The organism is Candidatus Zixiibacteriota bacterium, assembly GCA_018820315.1.
GTDB lineage: Bacteria > Zixibacteria > MSB-5A5 > JAABVY01 > JAHJOQ01 > JAHJOQ01.
This window is the reverse complement of the sequence record JAHJOQ010000086.1, coordinates 1-21,894: the sequence shown is the minus strand read 5'-3', so window position 1 is coordinate 21,894 and position 21,894 is coordinate 1. Positions and strand designations below refer to the sequence as shown.

At 51.9% G+C, this 21,894-nt stretch carries 18 protein-coding genes; 10 read left to right on the top strand and 8 right to left on the bottom strand.

The window, feature by feature from the left end; genetic code table 11:
- Positions 1-12 precede the first annotated feature (12 nt).
- The 3 genes from KKH67_08015 to KKH67_08005 are packed head-to-tail and all read left to right on the top strand — an operon-like array spanning position 13 to position 3,056.
- A complete protein-coding gene (locus KKH67_08015) occupies positions 13-981 on the top strand; it encodes a PorV/PorQ family protein (GenBank protein ID MBU1319127.1) in 969 nt (322 codons plus the stop codon).
- Positions 982-1,009: 28 nt separating this feature from the next.
- Entirely contained in the window at positions 1,010-1,930 is a 921-nt protein-coding gene (locus KKH67_08010) for a PorV/PorQ family protein (GenBank protein ID MBU1319126.1), read from the top strand.
- Positions 1,931-1,937: 7 nt separating this feature from the next.
- Positions 1,938-3,056 (top strand): isocitrate/isopropylmalate dehydrogenase family protein, encoded by a 1,119-nt coding sequence (locus tag KKH67_08005; protein ID MBU1319125.1) that lies wholly within the window; start codon positions 1,938-1,940, stop codon positions 3,054-3,056.
- Between the two features lie 150 nt (positions 3,057-3,206).
- On the opposite strand, the gene KKH67_08000 is transcribed toward KKH67_08005, so the two are convergent.
- The 5 genes from KKH67_08000 to KKH67_07980 form a co-directional block, all read right to left on the bottom strand.
- The gene (locus KKH67_08000; protein MBU1319124.1) at positions 3,207-6,434 is read right to left on the bottom strand and encodes a dockerin type I repeat-containing protein; all 3,228 of its coding nucleotides are present in this window, start codon (positions 6,432-6,434) and stop codon (positions 3,207-3,209) included.
- 380 nt (positions 6,435-6,814) lie between these two features.
- A complete protein-coding gene (locus KKH67_07995) occupies positions 6,815-10,033 on the bottom strand; it encodes a hypothetical protein (protein ID MBU1319123.1) in 3,219 nt (1,072 codons plus the stop codon).
- Between the two features lie 402 nt (positions 10,034-10,435).
- Entirely contained in the window at positions 10,436-11,503 is a 1,068-nt protein-coding gene (locus KKH67_07990; GenBank protein MBU1319122.1) for an AI-2E family transporter, read from the bottom strand.
- Position 11,504: 1 nt separating this feature from the next.
- Positions 11,505-13,523, bottom strand: coding sequence for an NAD-dependent DNA ligase LigA (ligA, locus tag KKH67_07985; protein MBU1319121.1), 2,019 nt, complete (start codon positions 13,521-13,523; stop codon positions 11,505-11,507).
- Between the two features lie 178 nt (positions 13,524-13,701).
- Positions 13,702-13,974: a hypothetical protein gene (locus KKH67_07980; GenBank protein MBU1319120.1), complete on the bottom strand. Its 273-nt coding sequence runs from the start codon at positions 13,972-13,974 to the stop codon at positions 13,702-13,704.
- Between the two features lie 196 nt (positions 13,975-14,170).
- Here KKH67_07980 and KKH67_07975 point away from each other — a divergent pair, with 196 nt between their 5' ends.
- The 7 genes from KKH67_07975 (at position 14,171) to KKH67_07945 (ending at position 19,278) form a co-directional block, all read left to right on the top strand.
- Positions 14,171-14,893: a MotA/TolQ/ExbB proton channel family protein gene (locus KKH67_07975; protein ID MBU1319119.1), complete on the top strand. Its 723-nt coding sequence runs from the start codon at positions 14,171-14,173 to the stop codon at positions 14,891-14,893.
- Positions 14,893-15,312, top strand: a complete 420-nt coding sequence (locus KKH67_07970) for a biopolymer transporter ExbD (GenBank protein MBU1319118.1) — start codon at positions 14,893-14,895, stop codon at positions 15,310-15,312. Before KKH67_07975 ends, KKH67_07970 begins: the two co-directional genes overlap by 1 nt.
- Positions 15,309-16,049 carry a TonB C-terminal domain-containing protein gene (locus KKH67_07965; GenBank protein ID MBU1319117.1) on the top strand — a complete coding sequence of 247 codons (741 nt, stop codon included), beginning with the start codon at positions 15,309-15,311 and terminating at the stop codon, positions 16,047-16,049. Before KKH67_07970 ends, KKH67_07965 begins: the two co-directional genes overlap by 4 nt.
- The gene (tolB, locus tag KKH67_07960; GenBank protein ID MBU1319116.1) at positions 16,046-17,362 is read left to right on the top strand and encodes a Tol-Pal system beta propeller repeat protein TolB; all 1,317 of its coding nucleotides are present in this window, start codon (positions 16,046-16,048) and stop codon (positions 17,360-17,362) included. Before KKH67_07965 ends, tolB begins: the two co-directional genes overlap by 4 nt.
- Positions 17,363-17,464: 102 nt before the next feature.
- Positions 17,465-17,986: a peptidoglycan-associated lipoprotein Pal gene (gene pal / locus KKH67_07955; protein ID MBU1319115.1), complete on the top strand. Its 522-nt coding sequence runs from the start codon at positions 17,465-17,467 to the stop codon at positions 17,984-17,986.
- Between the two features lie 12 nt (positions 17,987-17,998).
- Positions 17,999-18,757, top strand: coding sequence for a tol-pal system protein YbgF (ybgF, locus tag KKH67_07950; GenBank protein ID MBU1319114.1), 759 nt, complete (start codon positions 17,999-18,001; stop codon positions 18,755-18,757).
- 14 nt (positions 18,758-18,771) lie between these two features.
- Entirely contained in the window at positions 18,772-19,278 is a 507-nt protein-coding gene (locus KKH67_07945) for a hypothetical protein (GenBank protein ID MBU1319113.1), read from the top strand.
- Here KKH67_07945 and KKH67_07940 read toward each other — a convergent pair.
- From KKH67_07940 to KKH67_07930, 3 genes are all read right to left on the bottom strand, one after another.
- Complete coding sequence (locus KKH67_07940) at positions 19,268-21,058, bottom strand: DUF2723 domain-containing protein (GenBank protein ID MBU1319112.1); 1,791 nt, start codon at positions 21,056-21,058, stop codon at positions 19,268-19,270. The two genes, KKH67_07945 and KKH67_07940, sit on opposite strands and share 11 nt — an antisense overlap.
- A 12-nt stretch (positions 21,059-21,070) precedes the next feature.
- Positions 21,071-21,499 (bottom strand): single-stranded DNA-binding protein, encoded by a 429-nt coding sequence (locus tag KKH67_07935; protein ID MBU1319111.1) that lies wholly within the window; start codon positions 21,497-21,499, stop codon positions 21,071-21,073.
- A gap of 183 nt (positions 21,500-21,682) precedes the next feature.
- A partial coding sequence (locus KKH67_07930) for a transposase (GenBank protein MBU1319110.1) occupies positions 21,683-21,894 on the bottom strand: 212 nt, incomplete at its 5' end.

Here is a 21,894-nt window from a genome sequence, read left to right as displayed (position 1 = left end):
GGGAGACCCGGAATGAAGAAATTACTAATTGCATTCTTGCTCATTCCAGCATGTTTCGTCTCCCAGGTGATCGCCGAAACTGGAGACGGCGGATATGCAGGATCGTTCCTACAGGTTGGCCTATCGGCCCGTGCTGTTGGAATGGGGCAGGCATACTATGGTGTTTCGGATGATGCCTCCGCGATTTTCTATAATCCCGCCGGTTCGGTGTTTGAATTGAAGAAAAGAGTCGGCTTCTCATATCGCGTAATGGATATGGACAGAAAACTCGGATATGCTTCCATCGATATCCCTGCCAGGGGAGAGGCTACAATTTCATTTGGTTGGATTTTCAGGGGAGTGGGGAGCATCGTAGAGCGAAATGAGCTTGGAGACCCGGGCGACAATCTTGATGACTCTGAGAATGCGCTCATGATTGGATTTTCCAGACGGTTCTCCAGGTATGTCGCTGTGGGAGGAACCGGGAAGTACATGTTCGCAAATCTGGCTGGTGTAAAGTCTAACACGGTCAGTTTCGACGTAGGCACTTATGTCAAGCTCTCCAAGGGAGAAGGGCTTGATGAAGACTCGAAGCTCGATTTCGTGCGATTCGGATTGGTAGTTGCGAACCTTGGCGCCCGCTACATCTGGACCACGGGAGATTACTGGGCTACCCGGGGTGAGCTCGGGGATTCGCGGACGGATGATTTCCCGATTCTTATCGGAGGCGGTGTGTCGGTTATGGGTCTGAATAAGAAGCTCCTCGTTGCTGTGGATGCGCGGAAGTATCAGTGGCAGTCGATCAGCCTGCATGCTGGAACTGAGTACGCCCTGTCTGATATATTCAAACTGAGAACCGGACTCGATGGTTTTCACCCGACATTCGGCGGCGCAGTTACCAAGAGGCTTGATTCTTATGATCTGCAGCTGAATTACGCGTTTTCCGCATCGAAAGCGGGAGAGAGATCTGATCACATATTCAGTGTTGGGATTACATTTTGATCTGAAAGATGGCTGAGAGGTATTGCATATGATTCCAAATCATAAATCAGGCATCAGACTGGCCATTGCGGTCGTAAGTCTCATTTGCCTGACGGCGTCGATGGCATCGGCGCAGACTTACACCGATCGCGGAGCGAGCGGAGTCGCCGGTCTCAGAATAGCGCCAGGTGCAGCACAGGCTGGCTCTGCGGAGGCTTTCGGCGCAGTTGCATCTGACGTATTTGCGCTTTATTATAATCCCGCTGGCACCGTACACGCCGGAACTTACTCTGTTGGACTTATGCATAACGAGTGGATCGACGATATTCGCTCCGAGTATGTAGGTTTTGTCTATCGCCCTGACAAGATCGCCATCGGTTTGTCGATCCTGTACAATTCAATCGGAGACATCGAAAGAAGGACGGATCCGACGACCGAACCTTTGTCACTATTCGATGCCCAGGATCTGATTGCTGGCTTGACGGTTGGTGCGGTAATATCACCCGAATTGTCGATTGGACTTACCACCAAACTGATCTACGAAAAGATTGATGTCACTTCCGGTAGCGCATACGCAGTTGATCTTGGAGGCTTGTATGAATTCATGCCGGGCATCCTGTTAGGACTGTCGGTATCGAATCTTGGCTCGAAGATGAAACTTCAAGATCAAGAGGATGATCTGCCGACCGTTGTTCGCGGCGGCGGCTCGTACTCGTATCGTACATTCAAGTTCGGCGCAAGTCTTGTGACTCCTACTGATGGCAAGGCTCACCTCCATGTGGGCGCCGAAAACGTTATTTCAGAAATCCTGACCCTAAGGGCCGGTTATGCGTCCGGATACGATATTCGCGATCTCGCTTTCGGCTTTGGTGTTAGACATAAATTCGCATCAATTGATTACAGTTATACTCCCATTGAGTCAGATCTTGGTGACTCGCACAGGTTTTCACTGACGTTTAGCTGGAGGTAAATTCTCGATGGCAAAGTATCGGATCGCGTGGCTGCCGGGTGACGGAGTCGGCGTTGATGTAATGGAGGCGGCAAGGATCGTCCTCGACAAACTCGGACTCGATGCTGAATATCCGCATGGTGATATCGGCTGGGAATTCTGGTGCAAGGAAGGAAATCCGCTTCCGGATCGAACAATTGAATTGCTCAAGAAGGCTGACTGCGCGCTATTCGGTGCGATTACTTCAAAACCGAAAGAGGAAGCCGAGCGGGAGCTGATCCCTGAGCTGCAGGGAACGAACCTCGTATACTCATCTCCAATCGTCGGACTGCGCCAGCTCTTTGACCTCGGCACCAATCTCAGACCATGCAAGGGGTACGAGGGGAACCCGCTCAATTATCGCGATGGCGTCGATCTTTGTGTATTTCGTGAGAATACAGAGGATCTCTATAGCGGTGTCGAATTCTTTCCGTTCCCTGAAGATGTCTTTGACGCTATCAAGGCAAAGAACAAGAAGATTGCACGGTTTGAGAAATATGGCTTAGACAAACTTGCAGTGTCGATGCGGATCATCTCTGAGCAGGCCTCGACGAGCATAATCACGGCGGCATTTGAGTACGCGAAGAAGTACGGCTACAAAAGTGTCACTGTGGTCGAGAAACCGAACGTTATCCGCGAGACCTCCGGGCTTTTCGTTCGCACAGCTCGAACAGTAGCAAAAAAATATCCCGATATTGAACTCTGGGAAACCAACATAGATGCCATGTGCATGTGGCTGCTTAAGAATCCGCTCGATTACGGAGTGATCGTCACTTCAAACATGTTCGGGGACATCATCTCCGATTTGTGTGCTCAGCTTGTCGGCGGACTCGGGTTCGCATGCTCCGGCAACATCGGCAAGGAAGTCGCGGTGTTCGAGCCGACGCACGGCTCTGCACCGAAGTACGCCGGGAAGTACAAAGTAAACCCGATGGCAATGCTGCTCACGACCAAGATGATGCTCGATTGGCTCGATGAGACTGATATGGCGAATGCGCTTGAATCTGCAATCGCCAAGGTTATCAAGGATGGCAAGATTCGCACATACGATATGGGCGGATCGAACACAACGCTTGAAGTAGGCCACGCAGTAGCCGACAATTTGTAATCTCTATCGCAATGAGATATTTGTTAGTTGGAGGCGGGTTTCGACCCGCCTTCTTCGTTTGTGGCGTGCACTTTGCGGTTGCACATAAAAGAAAGGAGCGGTCGTTATGACCGCTCCTTGTGTTGACGTCTCAGGATACCAGGTTGCGTGCTAGAAGATTCCGTTCAAGCAAGCCTGGCAGGAGTTCAATGGGGCCGGACCACCAGTGAATATGTATGCAATCAAGTAGACCACGTCGTCAATATCGACCCCGCCACTTCCGTCGGCGTCGCCGCAACAGACGTATGGCAGCGGTGGCGGACCGCCTGTAAAGATGTACGCGATCAGATATACGACGTCGTCGATATCCACAGCGCCGCTCTCATCAGCATCGCCCGATATGCAGGGCATGCCGACTCCGTGATCTGCCGCCCACTGGCGTCCTTTGTCGATAGCCAGCTGCAGATTCGCAAGACCGGTCTTTGATCCCGCCTTGACCTTGGTGAACCAGACGCAGCTGTCCGGAGCTAACTCAACATCCTGATAGATCGCATAGAACGAGTTCAGATCCTCAAATGAATCGGGGTCCGATGCGACATATCCGGAATGTCTTGCCAGCAGTCCACCTATCCATGCAGGGATATAGCCACTGTTGGGATAGACTGTGGTATCGTTCTCAAGGACAATCGCACCGGCGATTGTCTCGCAGATTGAGGCTCCACCGAAGTAGTTTGCTTCAGGATCACCCGCAGGTCCACCCTGCTGATACACCATCTGTCTGGAGGCATCCGTTCCGCTGTGGTTGTCGGATCCGCCTCCGCTGTCTGGAATATCCCAGTCGATGCCTTCACCGATGTGGAGCCTGAGAACTTCCTCCGACGAGTTACATATCTTCGTGTACTCGATCAGCACGCACGTGTCGGGGTGCGTCGGCACAAAGTATTCGATCTCGCCATGGATCTTCGGGTTGTTGTTGGGATCATGCTCTGAGAATACGCCCTTGGCATATTCGTAGGTTCCGAATGAGGCCGTCGTGATGAATGCACGCGGCTCGAAGAACACGTTCGAGTCTGATCCGTCGAAGAATGAGAACCAGGTCGTAGTCGTGTCATCGGCGAGCGTGATTACGAGACCTTCGTCATACATGAAAGTCGCACTATCGTCATACCACCACATGTTTCCTTCGTTGCCGTTGGTGGCGATTCCGGAACGTGGTTCGTTCCAGACTCCGACCGACCAGCAACTGGTAGATAGAATCTCGTACTCCGGCAGATAGAACTTGCAATAGCAGTGGATCATGACGGGGATCGAACCGGTTACTTCGCCATCGCAGCCGGTCACAGTGATCGTTGCGAAATACGTTCCTTCGGTTGCAATCGGCCCGATAGTGAATGTTTCCGTCGCCGTATTGAAGCATCCGACAGGCGCTGTTCCGGCTATTGAAGCTGGTGTCAGCCACGCCGCGTTCGAAGTGAGTACATAACCGGCCTCAAGGTTGCCGGCGTTTGAGATCGTGACATCGACATCAACCGTCGTCGGTCCGGTACAATCCGTGCCGCCGACCGGCGATATGAAGAGCGGGTGGCCGATCGAAGTCGGTGTCCAGGTGAAGGCGCAGATTGGATCGGGCGTGAAACACTCGTAGGTCATGTATCTCATGTCGTTCTGAGTCGCGATGCCTTCATCCGGCTGAATGTTTGTACCGGCGTCTTTATCGTCCATGTAGAAAATATGGACAACTCCGGTTGAATTCATTGCCATGGATGGCCAGTGTTCGCTGTGGCAGTCGCCCGCAGCGCACTCGTCTGTCCAGGTATTGGTCAGGTTAACAGCTGTGCCTTTCTTGGCAGGCGAGCCGTTGCCGGCATTGCCCGCATTGTATACAGGAGCGGTGCCGCCCGGTCCCCAGATCTGGCCGTCAATTGAACCGACGATATAGACATCGCCGTTGGCCATCGGAGTCTGCGAACAGTCGGAGCTAGTGTCTCCATTTTCGGACGTATGCGCACCGAAGCGTGTGAACGTGACATAGTATCTGTCATCACACTGAGAAATGTTGACCTTGGCCGTCGACATGTTCCATGCACCCGGATCGCAGTGGTAAGCTGGATGTGAAGCATCATATACCAGTGAGATACATCCGGACGGAGAGTCATCCCAGTGCCAGATCTTCGTTGCATAGTGCGGGCTGCAGGGATTGTCGCCGCCTGGTTCGTAAATCGGTGTCGGCCAGACAATATGCAGAGTGCCGTCGCTGTCGTACATTGCTGCGAGGTCAGTATATGCCTTGTATGGAATCTCGTTAGTCTTAATTGTGTGGCCGGCTGTATAGTCGGTCACATTCGTGAATGTAGCAGTGCCGTTGATGATTGAGAAACCATCATCGGTAGACTCGTAATAGCAAACATCGTTCTGCCACTGATAATAGCCGACCCCGATCTCACCGCAGGGGTTCATCACCGGATCGGGCTGGTCTTCGTAGTAGAACGGCTTCAGGTAGACAAGTGCAACCTTGTTCTGAGCCGGGTAGGTTCGAATCACTTGTCCGATGTCATAAGACGAATCGATGAACGTACCGCATGCCGCGAATCCCGCCGGATCGGACTGGGTATAGCGGTAGTACACAATCGACTGAACCTCGCCGGGGCAGCCAACTAAGGGATCGCATCCGGGACTTTCGATAGATGCGATGTGCATGATGGTGGCTCCTGCCGAGTCTCTCCAATCGATTTTGGGCCATATATATACGCTGTTATCTTCCCAGCCGCCCGTCCACACCGCTTCGCAGTTCGGAGGTCCCGGTGCTACCGGCCACGGGGAGGGGAATGTTCCCAGCCCTGTACCTGACGCATCGATGTTGGCCTTGGTTGCGTACAACGGCCCGGATGGTCCTTCGTGCAGAGCAACGACGGCCTGTCCAGCCGAGGTGACATCGATTGTCGTGTATCCGCCGTTGTTTCCGGAGATGTCTTTGCCGTCTCCAGCCACTCCGCCCCATTGCCATAGGGTTGTTGCGGTGTTGTAATTGGCGTAGGAGATTTTCCTAATAGCGGTTTCTGTCGTTTTCTTCATCCACACGAAGTGGACAAGGTTGTTCGCCGGATTCCAGACTATGTTTCTTCCCATCGTACCGTTTTGCACCGGTTCATACCAGGTGCGTCCAACGACGGTACTTGCCCGGGAATCGAGCGGGGCCAAGGATGATCCGAATTGTGAGCCTTGCGGTATGCCTGCCGGCTCTTCGGAACCATCAAGCGCTCTCGATACCTGGTGCTTTCCGTACTGGCTGAGCGTGCTGGAATTGTCCGTTGGAATCGACGCTTTCTTGGCGACTGCTGTCAGAGGCAACAACAGCAGTAACACTGCAAATGCGCAAATGAACTTACTCTTTCTGCTCATCATCTCTCTCCTTCTCGACACATACAGGTTGTCACTTCTTCCTGTGTAGGTGTCGCTGAGCTAACTGAATTTCTTTTCATGTCTTCAAGCATTTTGGACTGGCAAGGCAATTATCCAGAGTCGAACATATGCTCCTCCTGTGCAAGTGGCGGTCCGGGTATAGATGGATGTTTAATATTCGAGTACATAGGTATTTTAAGTGCTAACTGGACTAAAGTCAAGTCAAATTTTGAGGTCTACTCTCGCTGCTGAGGACATCGGCGATGTAGATCTAAGCGTCAGAATGCGGATGGGTCCGCAAAAAATAGCAGGAGCGGCCGTTTGGCCGCTCCTGTCGTTTCGATCTTGAATCGCAACGTGTGCTAATCAGGCATATAAGCTCAATCGCACGCAGTAGCAACTGGTGGAGGTCCACCGGTGAAGATGTATGCGATCAAGTATACGACGTCGTCAATATCGACTCCGCCGCTTCCATCGGCGTCACCGCAGCAGACTGCCTCTACTGGTGGAGGACCGCCGGTGAAGATGTATGCGATCAAGTATACAACGTCATCAATATCGACTCCGCCGCTGCCATCAGCATCGCCGATGGTGCAGGAAATCTGGCCAGGACAACCTGGACCGTCGAGATTGTGGTCGATCGCCCACTGCTTGCCCTTGTCAATGAGGTTGAACAGCGAACCATTGTCGGTTCCGTCCGTCCGTCCAACACCGATGAGGCTCGATGCCTTGACCTTACAGTAGGAGATGCATTCGCCAGGCTCAAGCACGAGGTCCTGTGCAACCGCATAGACGCAGTTCCTATCCTCGACCGAGTCGGGGTACTGCACTGTGTAACCTGTGAGCGTTCTCATCAGATTGCCGAGGCTGTCCGGGAAGTAGCCGCTGTTCGGATAGATCCAACGATCGTTCTCCAGGCAGATGGCTCCGGGAATCGGATCGACAAACCTTGCACCAGCGCAATAATCAATAAGATCTGTTGCCCATGGTCTGTCGGGACCGGTTTGATAGACCATCTCTCTGGCTGCATTGAATCCGCCAATGTTGTCGGATCCTGCTGCATTCAGTTCTAGTGAATCAGGAATGTCCCAGTCGATCGCTTCACCAACGTGAAGTCTGATAGCCGTATCTGCAGCATTGGTGATCCAGAAACGCTCGATCAATACACAAGTATCGGGATGAATCGGGACGTAATACTCAATGGTACCGATCACAGCAGTGTCCGGTGTGCACCACATTCCTGTTGCGAACTCGTAGGTACCGGTGGGCACTGAAGTTACGACGCCGAGTGGCTCGAAGCCCATGGTACTGTCGGAACCATCAAAGCAAGAGAAATAGGTTTTCTTCAGATCGTCAGCATAGCTGATGACCACGCCATTGTCGTACATCGGAGCAACAGTGTCGTTGAACCACTGCATGTTACCCTCGTTACCTCTCTGCGCGATACCTGATCTCGGGACGTTCCAGACGCCGACGGACCAGCAAGAGGTCGAGAGTATTTCGTATTCGGGAACATAGTACAAGCAGCGTACAAGAATATCAACGTCGACTATTACTTGAGCACTACCTTCGGTACTGGTCAGGTCGATCGTAACTGTCGAGGCGTAGCTGCCTTCAACCGCGATCGGGCCGGCGGTGAAGGTGAGTACCAGCTCGTTGTTGATACCGGCGGTGATTGTCCCGCTCTGCGAGGCGGGCGTAACGTTCGCGCCTGCAGTCGCGACATAATTGATCGGGACGTTACCACCGTTGGTGATAGTGACATTAAAGGTGGAAGTGTAGCCGATTGTGCAGTCCACACCGCCATTCGGAGCGATAGGCACAAATGCGCCAGTTGGAGCAACCGTGTATGCGAAAGTACCTTCCGGAGCGAAGCATGGGTGATTGATGTAGACCATGTTATTCGAGGTCAATTCACCTTCTTGCGGGTCGTTCCTGATAGCGGCTCCGGCATCGTGGTCTTCAACGTAGAAGATGTGCACGTTGCCAGTGGAGTACTTGGCCATACTGCTCCAGTGCTCGCTCAGGCAGTCGCCGGCCGCACAGCCATCCGTGATAGTGTTGGTAAGGTCGGTGGCGGTGTTGACATTCCAGGGAGTGCCATCACCTTCGACGCCAGTTGCTGCCGCATCCGGGCCCCACGTGATACCACCGTCGCTTGATGCCGTCAGGAAGATATCACCATTGGCATAAGTGTCGTCTGAATAGTCGGTGGCGGTGGAGTCGTCCGACTTATGAGCGCCGAAACGAGTGAATGACACGTAGAATCTGCCATCGCACTCCGAAATGTTCATCTTTGCGGTCGAGATATTGAACGCTCCAAATGCATCATTGCCGGAAGGGGCGAGCCAGTATCTCGGCTCAGTGCCGTCAAAGACCAGCGCGATATTCGTTGCCGGAGCATATTGACTGCTCCAGTGCCAGAGCTTTGTTGCGTAATGCGGGCTACACGGATTCGCAGGGTCTGTTATGTCATAAACCGGAGTGTTCCACACAATGTGGAGGAATCCGTCCGTACCATACAGAGCTGAAAGATCAGCGTAAGCCTTGTAAGGAATCTGCGTCGCTGGAATGGTCTGACCGTTTGTGTAGTCAGTGACATTTACGAGAGCGGCAGTTCCGTCGATGAATGACAGTCCGCCGTTTGTTGACTCCTGGTAAAGGATGTCGCTTGTCCACTGCGAAGATAAGACGGCTTCGCAATCGTTATTCGGATGACCCGGCGGATAGAAATACTTATGGTAAACTATGGCCACTTTGTCAGAACCCGGATCGGAACGTATGACCGCTGAAGTCACATCCGACTCGTCAATGTAGTTTCCGAGAGTATCGTCCGTGTTCGGAACACAACTATTGAACTCACGATTGCCCAAATGGTAACGGTAATATATGATCGAACTTGTCTCCAGTCCCGCATTCTCGTTGGAAACGACATGGGCAATTGGATCAGTTCCTCCAACCAAATCGTATTCCACTATTGGCCAGATGTACTCGATGCCATCTTCTACTGTGCCGGAGACTATACCCTGGCAGTTCGGCCCATTGGGAGCCGCAGCCCAGGTGAATAGTCCCAGAGGCGGGCTTGCGTCTTCACCAACCTTGGAGTTGTAATCAACAGTTCCCTCATGAAATGCTACGAGAGCTTTTCCATCAGTGGTGACGTCAATCGTGGTGTACCCACCATTGTAGCATGTTGGGGAAACGGTAGAAACCGGTTTTCCGCCTGCAATCGGTCCCCAGGTTGCACCATTGTTCTGGCTCGTGCAGAAATGGATATCCCTGCAGCCAGATGCGAGTCTGTACATCCATGAAACGTGAAGGCCGCCTGTGGCGTGCCATACAATTTGACGACCCATGGAGCCGTTGTGCTGGTATTCATACCAGGTGATACCAACAACTCCTCTCGAGCCGTTCGGACTGTAATTCGAAGGGCCTAAGTCGATGCCACCAGAAGGCATTTCTTCCTGGCCGCTCATAGCTTTGGTCAGTTTTCCCGCGGTCGTGGAACGATCCATGAGATTGGTCCTCTCCGCGAGGGCACTACCTGCGAGAAAAGCCAGCAGGAGCAAAGTCAACACAATTACAAAACTTCTTTTCACTGCATTTACCTTTCCATAAGTTTGTTTAAAAGTGTCATATCCGTTGCTTTAGATTGAAGGTTGATAAGCCACTAATTCTCTGCGGAGAATACAAAAGTGTATGGGCCTATCATAGTAAATCACTCATTCACACCTCCTGTCCGAATTTAAGTTTACGGAAAAAAATCTGTGAGTAGCTGAGTACTAGTTAGTTTCGCTCTAATGCTACAAAAAATGGCTCCTAAAGTCAAGGTAAAAACAACCAAAACATCGATTCTTATTGGTCGGAATCGCTGCCTGACGTCTTCTGAGAAGATGGACAACATCGTACCTCGAAGTGATGTTAGATCTCCTTTGATGCTGATTCGACTAAGCGCAGAAAATGCGACGGCTTAACTCCTGAACTGCAGAGATCGTCGCGGATTATGCCTTGAAACTTCCATCGAGCAGGTGTCCTATTGGTCGCAGCGCTTCGACATGCTCGCTGATGACTTTGAATGTTGCTGTAATCGGCAGGGCGAGGATAACACCGACTCCTCCCCAGAGCCATCCCCAATAGAGTGTCGCGATCAACACTGAAGTCAGGTTCAGATTGATCCTGTTGCCAACAAGTTTCGGCGTTATGATGTTTCCTTCAAGGAATTGAAGCACGAAGAAGAATATCCCGACATATAGGAACCACCACATTGACTTGTACTCGATTGATGCGACTATCATCGGTGGAATTGCTCCGATTACGGCCCCAACGTAGGGCACCAGATTCAGCAGTCCGGCAACAGGCCCCCATACATAGGCATACGGTACGCCCATGATGACCAGCCCGATGGTGACGACAACGGCAAGCGCGAATGTCGTGGTGAACTTAACCGCGAGGAAACCGGAGACATTATCTGATATTTGATTCACTATCTCTGCGGATGCCCCGGAGTGCTCGGTGCCGAACAGGTGTGCAAGCCTGCGCTTGAATCCGACCTGCTCGATGAGCACAAAGAGTGTCATCAGCAGCACCAGCACGGTCTTGCCCAGCATCGAAAATGCAGATCCGATACCGGCAAAAAGAAACTTCGAAAGCGAAGCGATATCATTCCATTTGATGTTTTCGAGGATGTCCGTCCCAGGCTCCGTGGACGAGTCACCCGGTAGATACTGCATCAGAGACGGGAATTTGTCGAGTTGTTTCGCCAGTTCGGCCTGGAATGCGGTCCAGTACTGCGGCAGCTTAATGACTAATTCGCTGGCCTGCGATCCTATCAGCCCACCGACGGATAGGAAAATCGCAAGAGCGACAAACACGACTACCACGACAGCCACGACGTGTGGAACTTTGAGCCTCTTCAACAGCTTAACCGCCGGATTCAGGATGAATGCGAATGTTATTCCGAGCACAATAGGCACAAGGATCGGTTTGGCGTAGTATAAGAACACCGACATCACCATTATCGATATTACCGGAACGGCGATAGTCTGGATTTTTAGCAAGCGGTCTTCCATGTTATTTCGCCTCCAAGAGTCTCTTTAGTTCCTTTTCATCCAGGATCTTGATCCCGAGTGCAAGCGCTTTGTCGTACTTTGATCCCGGGTTTGCTCCCACCACGACGGCATCTGTCTTATTCGAAACGGATGATGCGATTCGTGCTCCGAGATTCTCGAGAAGCTTCTTCGCCTGAGAGCGGGAATAGTCCTCGAGTGTGCCGGTGATCACAATCGTCTGCCCTTCGAGCGGCTTCGGACCGGCCGCGGTTTGCTCGACAGGGAAGACCATACCGCCTTTTCGCAGCCGCTGCAAGAATTCGGTCGTAGCCTTGTCGGAGAAGTAAGATTTGATTGACTCAGCGACAATCGGCCCGATCTCAGCAATTGCTGACAGGCCATCGATATCTGCAGCAGCAAGATTGTCAATTGTCGAAAATTGTCTTGCCAGCACGCCTGCGAGATGTTCGCCGACGTTGCATATGCCCAGAGCGTTGATTAGATGCGGCAGATCGGGAGTCCTGCTGTGGTCAATTGCCGCCAGAATGTTGTCAGCCAGTTTCTCCCCCATCCGGTCCATGCCGAGGAGCTGATCTTTGGTCACGAAGTATAAATCAGCTGCGTCGCTGATCAGGTTCGTCTGGGTCATCTGCTCGACGAGCTTCATTCCAAGGCCGTCGATGTCAACGCCGGATTTCGAAGTGAAGTGAAAGATGCGCTCCGCCACCTGAGCCGGACAGTGGATGTTGTTGCACCTTATGTAGACGCCATCCGGGTCTTTTGCGACCTTCGATCCGCATGCGGGGCAGGTTGTCGGCATCTTGAATTCGATCTCTTTGCCAGTGCGCTTGTCGATCACGGGACTGACTACTTCGGGAATCACATCGCCCGCTCTCTGGACTACGACAGTATCGCCGATCAGCACGCCCTTGCGTTTGAGCTCATCCTCATTATGCAAAGTCGCCCGCTTCACCTCGACGCCGCCTACCCGCACAGGTTTGAGATGCGCAACCGGTGTCAGGATGCCGGTACGTCCCACCTGAACTTCGATGTTCTCGAGAATCGTGTTTGCTTGCTCGGGAGGGAATTTCCATGCCACCGCCCATCGGGGCGATCTTGAAAGCTCACCGAGCTTCCGCTGTTGACGGAGGGAGTCGATCTTTACCACCATGCCGTCAACATCAAAAGGCAAAGAAGGTCTCTCTTCCATGAACTGAGCGTACTCAGCGACAACACAATCTTCGCCTCCGCAGACCTTTATTAGATTGCTGACTTTGAAGCCGACGCTCTTCAAATATTCGAGGGCATCGGAGTGCTTATCGAAGTCAGCTCCATCGATCAAACCGGTGGAATATGCAAGCATTACAAGGGGTCTTGATGCCGTGACCTGTGGGTTGAGCTGCCTGAGAGATCCCGCCGCGGCATTGCGCGGATTCGCAAACAGCTCCTCGCCATTCTCTTCTCTGGTCAGATTGAGCTTTACGAAGTCCGCTTTCGTGATCACTACCTCACCGCGCACTTCAAGAAGTCTCGGAGGTGTATCAATCATGAGCCGCAGAGGGACGCTTCTGATGGTTCTCACATTTTCGGTGATGACTTCGCCGGTAACCCCATCTCCGCGCGTGGACGCTGTCGTAAGGAGGCCATTCTCATAGACAATCTCGACCGCCAAACCGTCCAGTTTCGGTTCAGTGACATATTCGATTGTCTCACGATCTCCTTTGAGATCTACCTGCACACGTCTGACGAAATCAAGAAATTCAGCCTCAGAGGTTGCCTTGTTCAGGCTCAGCATCGGAACCGAATGCTTGATCTGATCGAATTTCTCTGAAGGCGGTGCGCCCACTCTCTGGGTCGGGGAGTCGGGACGGCGAAGTTCCGGATTCTGCCTCTCCAGTTCATCGAGTCGGTCGAAGAGACGGTCATATTCAGCGTCAGAAATCTCGGGGCGATCTAAGACGTAGTAGAGATGGTTATGGTAATTGATCCTGTCAGTAAGCTCCCTAAGTTCCTGCTCAATATCACTGTTATCTCGAACCATGGCGGAAAGTTACTCGAGGAGTATTCCGCTGTCAACTTAAACCATGAGAGGGGGGAGGCGACCTGCGCCGAGTGAAGCCGCGCTCTGCGGGGAGCAGACTCTGAAACGCGAAAAAGCGGCCTGGGCCGCTTTTTCTAATACCAGCAGGTAGTGCTAAGCGTCGGGTTACAATCTTTGATCAGCCGCCCGACTTGGTGTCTACTTTAACGCCGGTCTTCTCGCCGACTTCTCCGCCAACTGCCTTCACGCTGTCCATCATCGCAGCAGAGTCAGGCATCATCTCCTCATGCTGCATCATCGTGTCGACAGCTACCGGCTTCTCGGCAGGCACTTCCATCTTCTCGGTCGGTGTTTCCAACTCAGCCGGTTCTTCCTCTTGTTTGCCGCATCCTATAAACAGCAGAGCAAATAGAAAAAGCGCACAACATAGAACCAGAATAGTTTTCCTCATTCATCCCTCCTCATTTGGATTTATCATGACACTTTTAACGAATGATGTGCCGTTCAGTCAACAAAAAAACGGAGCTTTGGTGATTTTGCTTGCAGGTGGACTTTTACAGGACTATCATCGGTGCGTTTCGGATTCTGAAACAAATGCTTCGTCATTCAGTAGAAGCATAGAGGTAGCAAAGAAAGGACTCTTACATATGCCGGATGTGACTGCCCCTGCACAAGTTGGCGTGGGAAGTTTCTGGGATCTCCTGGGACATTCCAGCTTCTTCGCCGTTCTGATACTGCTGATACTCCTCTTCATGTCTCTTGTCTCCTGGGCGATCGTTATCGCTAAGTTCAGGCAGTACAGGGCGGTAGACCGTCTCAACGACAATTTCATAAAGCTATTTCGCAACCGGAAAAGGCTTATTGACGCACCTGCGAAATGTGCGCCGTGCAAGGCGAGCCCGCTGTTCAACATGCTCGACGACGGCTTCCATGACCTCCAGGAGATAGTCGCCAAGCGCAAGGGGCAGGGGAATCTGCAGGCAGGGCTGATAGAGCTGAATTCGCATGATCTCGATGCTATATCGAAAACGCTCGAACGGTCTGCCAGCGAACAACTTGCGAAGCTCGAAAAACATGTCGTTTTTCTTGCATCTACTGCCAATTCGGCGCCTTTTTTTGGACTCCTTGGCACCTGCTGGGGTGTGATGAGCGCGTTTATGAATATAGGAGTGCGAGGCTCGGCATCACTGGCGGTCGTTGCTCCCGGTATTGCTGAGGCGTTGATCGCCACGATTGTCGGTCTTGGTGCAGCTATTCCGGCGGTTATCGCGTATAACTGGTGCAACAACAAGCTGAAGTTCATTGCCGACGATCTCAGCAACTTCTCGCTCGAACTCCTTTCGGCGATCCAGAAGGAGAATGAATTCTAATGCCGAATCGACGCCGTAGCTATCGCATGATGGCCGAGATCAATGTCACGAATCTCGTGGACGTCGTGCTTGTGCTACTGATCGTGTTCATGATATCTGCGCCTCTGCTGCAGTCAGGCATAGATATCGAGCTGCCTCAAACGAAATTCGTCGATAACACTGCCGACGCAGAAGGCGTCGTGATCACGGTGAACAAGAATGGTGGGATTTTCATCGATGACGTTTTCTGCCGTGCGGATAGTCTCGAAAAGAGGCTAAAGGACCACATCAAAGGCAAGAACATTAGCGCTATCTATCTGCGTGGAGACAAAAGTGTGAACTATGGAGTTGTGATTGACGTTGTAGCGAGGTTGAAGCAGATGGGGATTGTGAATGTAGGGCTTGTGACCAAGCCGTTTGAAGAAGGTTCTTCCAAATGAGATCGCAGGATATTGCGATATCGGTGCTTCTGCACCTGGCTTTCTTTGCGCTGATTATCATCGCGTCGACTGTGCGGGGACGCGCACATCAGTTCGATCCGGATGAGTTTGCCAATGTGCAGCTTTATGACAATATCCCTGCTGCCGGGCCGAAGGCAGCGCCTCCGCAGCCGGTGGTTGAGGAGAAGAAGACTGTCAAAGTGCCAGACATTCCGACTGAGATAGCCGAGCAGGCCGTCATAGAAGAGGATCCGGTGAAACTGACATCGATAGAGACCCCAGCTGAGATAGTGAAGAAGGAAATCAAGAAGAAGGAACGAAAGAAAGAACCGAAGAAAGAGACTGCCAAGAAGCCGACGGCTGATAGCGGGAAGAAGAAAGAGACGGTTGTGGGCGAAGAGGGAAAAGACATCTCGACTTCGATCGGATCGGATGGCGTCGCAGGTGGTCTTGGAGTCGGCGATTTCCCGTACGACATCAGTCGGGTGACACAAATCATCGACCGCAATTGGCAGAATCCGGTGCTTTCGCAACGAACACTCTCGTGTGTTATTTACTTTCAGATAGACAGAACCGGCATGATCAAAGGTCCTGCAATCGAGAGATCATCCGGCAACGACCAATATGATAACCACGCGCTGGGTGCGGTGATGAGAACAGCGGAACTTCCGCCATTGCCGATCGCTTACAAGTATGACGTGCTCGGCTTTCACTTGGAGTTTGAATACAGACCGTGATCAAGAATACGATTTTGCTATCGATTGTGATGCTGGTTGCAGCGATGAATGTGGTCATTGCACAACCTTCCGCAGATATATCTGCGAGAATTATACAGGAAGGGGAAATCAGACAATACCCGATTTCGGTCGAGGATTTTAGGATCACGAGCATGGTCTCCTCACCGGACGACATACGGCTGGCGCAGCAAATCTCACAGATCATCCGCGATGATCTTTCTTTTCACATGCTTTTCAAAGAAATTCCGATAGACTCTTTCATACTCAGTGTTCTTGAACTGACCGAAATGACAAAGCTGGCGTGGAAGAACATGGGCGCGGAGTATCTCGTGTCCGGCAGGTGCACTATTGAGGGTTCCGAGGTCGAAATCAACTACACAATCTGGGATCTTGTCCACATGAGTGAGATGAGATCTGACGGATTTAGGTCCAGTCGGGATAATCTGAGAGCTCTGGCGCATTCAGTGTCGGATGATGTTGTTAGGCAGGTGGCAGGAATGAAGCCTCTTTTTAACACGAAGATCGCCTACGTGTCGGCGAAGTCTGGCAACAAAGAAGTCTATGTGTGCGATTATGACGGGCATAGTAGTTACGCAGTGACATCTAACGGATCGATAAATCTCTCTCCCGTCTGGGATGCACAGGGGAAATCAATCTTATATACTTCCTTCAAGGGCGGCTTTCCTGAATTGTGGAGAGCCAATATCGGCAGCGCGAATCACTCGAAGGTTGCATCGTACAAAGGGCTGAACTCTGCGGCGGCAATTTCACCAACCAACGATGAAATATGCCTGACGCTGTCGAAGGATGGCAATGCTGAGCTCTACCTTCTCGATATGAATGGGAAGATCAAGCGGCGTCTGACAAACTCCCGGGCTATCGAGTCTTCGCCGTCATTTGGACCGAATAGTCGAACAATAGCTTTCTCGTCGGATCGTACCGGTACCCCGCAGGTGTACCTGATGGACGACGAAGGCTTGGATGTCACGCGAGTGACGTATAGGGGATCATACAACGACTCACCGGCATTCTCTCCGGATGGGTCGAAAATAGCATTCGTGACGAGAAGCGACAGGGGGAATTTCGACATTTGCGTGGTCGATGTCACTGGTGAGAATTTCAGGTTGATCACGAGGAGCGGCTCTAACGAGAATCCGCACTGGGCACCGGACAGTTATCATCTTGTTTACTCGGCACGGCACAACGATAACTATGATTTGTTCATCACGGATTTTATGGGGCTAACCAGGCGTCAGATTTCTTCTGACAGTAAGTCAAGCAATCCTTTTTGGGGACCAAACACAAAACGATAACTAGATTGTTGTTGACCTGACGCACTCGACCGATTAATTTGTCGGGTTGAAAGAGTGAATAGAATAACAGGTCAGATACGGGAAATTGAAGGAGGAGTGAAAATGTTGACAAGGATTTTGACAATCTTCGCACTATTGGCTTTGTCGCTGGTGGTACTTGGAGCCAGCTGCAACAAGGAACAGCCCGAGCCACCGCCTGCGCCACCGGCACCGGAGATTGACACGACAACGCCGCCGCCTGTTGAACCGCCGACGCCACCACCACCGGAAGTCAAGAAGGTTACCGAGGATCAGTTCAAGACGGCATATTTTGATTTTGACAAGTACAATCTTCGTTCCGATGCCAGAACGGCGCTTGAGGCTAATGCGAAGCTGCTCAAGGACAACCCGAAGGTAACGGTGATGATTGAAGGCCATTGCGACGAGCGTGGCACAGTCGAGTATAACCTTGCACTGGGTGAGAAACGTGCCAGGACGGCGATGGATTATCTGAAGAGTCTTGGCATTCCAGTGGGCCGCATGGAGATCATTTCGTACGGCAAGGAAAGACCTGTGGCAACAGGCCACGATGAGGTCTCCTGGCAGAAAAATCGCCGTGCCAAGTTCACCATAACCAGCCAGTAGACAGGTGTAATCGTGAGATGGCTCGGTGCAATCGGTTTGTTATGTCTTCTTCTGCTGACAGGGTGCACTTCGTCCCGCAAGCTGGATGAAATGTCCCTTCAGATGAATGTTCTGGAGCAGCAGAACCGGGCAATCGAAGACAAACTGATTGAGGTGGACAGCCTCGGGAGATCGCTTCTCGACGCTCTGACCACCTTCAAAGCTCGCACAGAGTTCACCGATGAGGCTGGTGATGCCAGGATCGAAGAGCTCGGAGCCAAACTCAACGATGTGATAGATAGAGTAGAGCGGTTGCAGCAATCTGTGACCGCTCTACAACAGGGGCTTATGAGGGCTCCTCCGTCGGCAGTGGCTGATTCGGCTGCCGATACGACTTCCGGTGGTGTTGTCTATGTCGATGCGCGCAAACTCTATGACGGCGCATTTGCCGATATCTCGGCAGGGAATTATCAACTCGCCATCTTGGGTTTCAACGAGTACATAACGGGTTTCCCCAGCACAGACCTGACTGACGATGCCCAGTTCTGGATTGGCGAATGCTACTACAGACAGAATAATTTTGTATCTGCCAGGGACGAGTTTGCGAAGGTAGTGAGCAAATATCCGGACTCTGACAGGATGGCGTCTGCGCTTTATAAACTCGGCAAGTGCTACATGGAAACAGGCGACAAGGCCAAGGCGAAGAAATATTACGATGAGACTATTACCAGGTTCCCTGACACGCCTGAGGCCGAGTTGGCAAAGGGAAAACGGAGCACACTTGGGGACTGAGTCAGGATAGGAAATTGTCTGGTTGTCGAATAGCAGTCGACGTTCAGAAAACGAACAAGATTCCCATGGGACGGGGTTTCTATGACAAATATGAGAATGTTCTGAACTATGTGCTAAAGACCAAAGGCAAGTTTGATTCATACGTCCAAAGCGAATTCCTTTCAATCGATCTCGACAAAGATGGGGGGCTGCTCAATGTCGAGGTGGCGCTCGAACGGAACCTGTGGAAGGTAGATCTCGCGCTGAAGGTTCCTCACGAAATCCCTATCAAGAGACTGAAATTCTCCGATACGCGGCTGAACATTTCGGGCGAGTCTTATCTGACGAATGAGGCGAAAGATCTCCTGCTGATCCGGTTTGCAGATGAGAATCACATCAAGACATATGAAATCGCGGAGAATCTTCTGGCAGATGTCAACGTCGTGAGTGAGCTGGCAGGTATCTGGATCATCAATCTTCAGGATGATTACGGATTCAAAAGCGAGATGGAGTACAGGCGTGGCGCTGAGGTTACGGAGTAGATTCTTCTTCTGGCGATCTGTATTGCTCCCAAAACGTTAACCAGTTCCTGTTCATGTTATTGATTATGTCTACCTGCTTCTTCAAGCTGTAGTCTTTCTCAAGAATATCGATGCCGGCAGGGCCCAGCGTCATCCTCTCCGGCGGCCTCGGAACGAATAGATCATCTTTGCGGATGACTCTGAACAGCAAGCCAACCGGTGCCATCCCGAATTCGCTCAGTTTTTCGAATTTCGTGCCGAGATCGATATACACCGGTCTGTTTGGCGTCGCCGCGATCGTGGCGATGATTTCCTGGTATGTGGCTTCGATCTTCGCAGGGTCGTATGGATCACCTCTCTCAAAATTTCGAACGAGAGGCATGAATCTACGCTCGGCATCGCTGATTCTCTGATCAAGCTCCGGATCGATTTGCGAGATGTACTTGTAATACCAGCTTCGTTGCAGCAGGCCGATATCAATTGCAGTGATATCCGTGCGAATGCTGTCGGCAAATCTCGTGTAGAGCAACGGACTGTAGTAATCCCAGTTGGCAGTCAAGAAAACAGCGCGCTGCTCCATGCAATCGAAGAGGAGCTGGTTCTGGTTGTCGACATAACGGTAACTGCTCCTGTCCGCATATTCTCTGTTTGTGATAATCTGATAGAATCCGAGCAGCAGCAGTAGACCTGCGATTGCATAGGGAGCGATAACCCGCGCGCTTCGGCCTGCAAGCTTCTCCAGAGCAAACACGCATATCGCGGCAATCCCGATGACACACCAAACGGTATATATGAGGATCGTCGGCAGCAGATATGTGTCGATTTCAGGGATTGTGTAACCCGCGGCATAGATGATGTTGGATACAAAGACTATTCCGAGAAAGATAGAAATGAAGCGACTCTTGACCGTCAGGACTACAAGCCCGATTGCCGCAGGAACCACCATGAGAAGCGGGAGTTGTCGCACGACCAGACCGATCAGGTCGCCCATGCTCTGCAGAATTTCAGCGCCCGGTTTGTTGAATATCCATACCCGGTACTGCCAGCCGGAGGCATGCCGGATGAAATTCTCCAATGTGGTCGGGTCTCCCCAATTGATAATTGGCGTCTGGAATGCGCGAATCGGGAGATAGAGATAGGCCGTCAGACCGAGCAGTCCCAGAATCGCGCAAACCGGAATGAGTCGAATCAGGTTTCGCCTGATTGCATCAGTCCCTGCTGCCCAGAATGCCAGCGCCGGAAGGAGGAGCACGGTCGAAAGATGATTGCTGAATGACAGGCCAACCAGATATGCTAAGAGTGCGGCTGTGCGCATCAATCGGGCTTTGCTGATCGCAGTCGATTCGACAACAAGATAGAATATCGCCGTCACGAAAAGCAGGTGCAGCGCGTAGACTTCGACTGTGACAGAGAGACTCCAGACCAGGGGTGTATACAGCAACACCACAATGGAGGTGGAAGCTGCAAGAAGATGGTTGGCCTTGATGTCTGCAAGGATGCCGACGTGCTTGAAGATCGAACGGATTGTCAGGATGAACAGAACACCCGCCCCTAGACCGGCGAGGAGCGACACGAATGATACGGCTTTAATGATCTCGCCGGGAAAGAATAGCGTACTGACCCGCCCGAGAAGCGTGTAAATGGGGTAACCCGTCGGGTGCGCGATGCCGAGCGTATAGCACGCGACTGTTAGCTCCCCTGAATCGACCCAGCCGACATAGCCGGAAAGTGTTTTGAGCAGCCAGATAAAATTAAGCAGAATCAGGCCACCGATCCAGACCTTTGTACCTCGTCCTTTCATCCGATAATCTGACTAGAACGGGAGATCGTCGTCATCTCCGGAACCACCGTCAGGAAAATCATTCTGCTGCGGGGGAGGCGATTGATCGTAGCTGGTCGAAGACGACTCGCCCTTGCGTCCCAGAAGCTGCAAGCGCTGCACGACGACTTCGGAGATGTATCGCTTGTTGCCTTCTTTGTCCTCGTAGCTGCGGTTGTCGATGCGCCCTTCGATATAGACCGGGCTCCCCTTGGAGAGATACTCTTTGGAGATTTCAGCCTGCCTGCCCCATGCGACGATATTGTGCCAGGTTGTTCTTTCCTGCATCTCGCCACTCTTGTCCTTGTAGCGTTCAGTCGTCGCAATCGAGAAATTCGTCACCGCCTGTCCGCTCGGCGTGTATTTGATCTCCGGGTCTCTTCCGAGATTGCCGATCAGGATCGCCTTGTTGACTGATGCCATGTATCATTCCTCCTTTACGATTTACCGGAATATAGCTTGCGAGTGAGGCAATGTCAAATTGGTTGGTGCGGTGGTTTGCGAATGAATGTAGGTCGGCACAATGGTTGCGGTCTATGCTACGTTCGGCATCCACCAAACCAGCGGCGTTGATGATCTTGTGGATGTGATAGAGGGATGCTTCCGTCAGGCCACGCTCACGGGATTCCGGGAGCATGACCTGATATAGACCTGAGTGATACTCAGTCCACGAGTGCGACTGCCGCAAAAATAACGGTATCGTATGTCATAACGGATATGCTTCGCGATCGCTCGACAACTGCGAACTCCATCACAGTAAGCGAAAAACAGCACCTTCAGCTGCATCGAAGGATCAAAAAATGAACGACCTGCTTCAC

Bases quoted from the DNA above. Each gene is read 5' to 3' on its own strand.
- KKH67_07965 (MBU1319117.1), top strand. From the start codon at position 15,309: ATGAGATCGCAGGATATTGCGATATCGGTGCTTCTGCACCTGGCTTTC.
- KKH67_07980 (MBU1319120.1), bottom strand. From the start codon at position 13,974: ATGAGGAAAACTATTCTGGTTCTATGTTGTGCGCTTTTTCTATTTGCT.
- KKH67_08005 (MBU1319125.1), top strand. From the start codon at position 1,938: ATGGCAAAGTATCGGATCGCGTGGCTGCCGGGTGACGGAGTCGGCGTT.
- KKH67_07975 (MBU1319119.1), top strand. From the start codon at position 14,171: ATGCCGGATGTGACTGCCCCTGCACAAGTTGGCGTGGGAAGTTTCTGG.
- KKH67_07940 (MBU1319112.1), bottom strand. From the start codon at position 21,058: ATGAAAGGACGAGGTACAAAGGTCTGGATCGGTGGCCTGATTCTGCTT.
- KKH67_08010 (MBU1319126.1), top strand. From the start codon at position 1,010: ATGATTCCAAATCATAAATCAGGCATCAGACTGGCCATTGCGGTCGTA.
- KKH67_08015 (MBU1319127.1), top strand. From the start codon at position 13: ATGAAGAAATTACTAATTGCATTCTTGCTCATTCCAGCATGTTTCGTC.
- KKH67_07990 (MBU1319122.1), bottom strand. From the start codon at position 11,503: ATGGAAGACCGCTTGCTAAAAATCCAGACTATCGCCGTTCCGGTAATA.
- KKH67_07970 (MBU1319118.1), top strand. From the start codon at position 14,893: ATGCCGAATCGACGCCGTAGCTATCGCATGATGGCCGAGATCAATGTC.
- ligA (MBU1319121.1), bottom strand. From the start codon at position 13,523: ATGGTTCGAGATAACAGTGATATTGAGCAGGAACTTAGGGAGCTTACT.
- KKH67_08000 (MBU1319124.1), bottom strand. From the start codon at position 6,434: ATGAGCAGAAAGAGTAAGTTCATTTGCGCATTTGCAGTGTTACTGCTG.
- pal (MBU1319115.1), top strand. From the start codon at position 17,465: ATGTTGACAAGGATTTTGACAATCTTCGCACTATTGGCTTTGTCGCTG.
- KKH67_07935 (MBU1319111.1), bottom strand. From the start codon at position 21,499: ATGGCATCAGTCAACAAGGCGATCCTGATCGGCAATCTCGGAAGAGAC.